The 232-nt window shown below is 64.7% G+C and carries 1 protein-coding gene; it reads left to right on the top strand.

What is annotated here, in order from left to right; translation table 11 throughout:
- Positions 1-232 (top strand): ISAs1 family transposase (locus tag C5748_RS27700; protein WP_146119678.1); only part of this gene is annotated, 232 nt, incomplete at both ends.

Consider the following 232-nt stretch of genomic DNA (forward strand, 5'->3'; position numbering starts at 1 on the left):
TGCGCGGAAAAATCCAACGAGATCACGGCCATCCCCGAATTGCTGGAGCGGCTGGAGCTCACCGGCGCCCGGGTGACCATCGACGCCATGGGCTGCCAGACCAAAATCGCCGCCGCCATCCGCAACAAGGGCGCCGATTATCTGCTTGCCCTCAAGGGCAACTGGCCCGCCCTTTGCGCCGAAGTCGAGCGCTTCTTCGCCGACGCTGGTCCGGACACCTGCCAACACCATC

Source organism: Phyllobacterium phragmitis, assembly GCF_002980495.1.
Classification (GTDB): domain Bacteria; phylum Pseudomonadota; class Alphaproteobacteria; order Rhizobiales; family Rhizobiaceae; genus Paramesorhizobium; species Paramesorhizobium phragmitis.